Annotated in this window: 2 tRNA genes; both read left to right on the forward strand. The window is 53.7% G+C overall.

From position 1 onward, the window contains the following. Positions 1-80: 80 nt before the first annotated feature. Positions 81-154, forward strand: a tRNA-Trp gene (locus tag SAZ04_RS22715). A gap of 17 nt (positions 155-171) precedes the next feature. Beyond that, positions 172-244: transfer RNA gene (locus tag SAZ04_RS22720), tRNA-His, on the forward strand. Positions 245-246 lie beyond the last annotated feature (2 nt).

Genomic DNA, 246 nt, shown 5'->3' on the forward strand with positions numbered 1-246 from the left:
GCGAAGTGGCTAAACGCGGCGGACTGTAAATCCGCTCCCTCCGGGTTCGGCGGTTCGAATCCGTCCCCCTCCACCATCTTAGGGGCATAGTTTAAAGGTAGAACAGAGGTCTCCAAAACCTCCAGTGTGGGTTCAATTCCTACTGCCCCTGCCAATAATTAAATCAATGTGGCGATTGTGGCGAAGTGGTTAACGCACCGGATTGTGATTCCGGCATTCGTGGGTTCAATTCCCATCAGTCGCCCC

The sequence above is a fragment of the Halalkalibacter lacteus genome (assembly GCF_036663595.1).
GTDB lineage: Bacteria > Bacillota > Bacilli > Bacillales > Bacillaceae_D > Halalkalibacter > Halalkalibacter lacteus.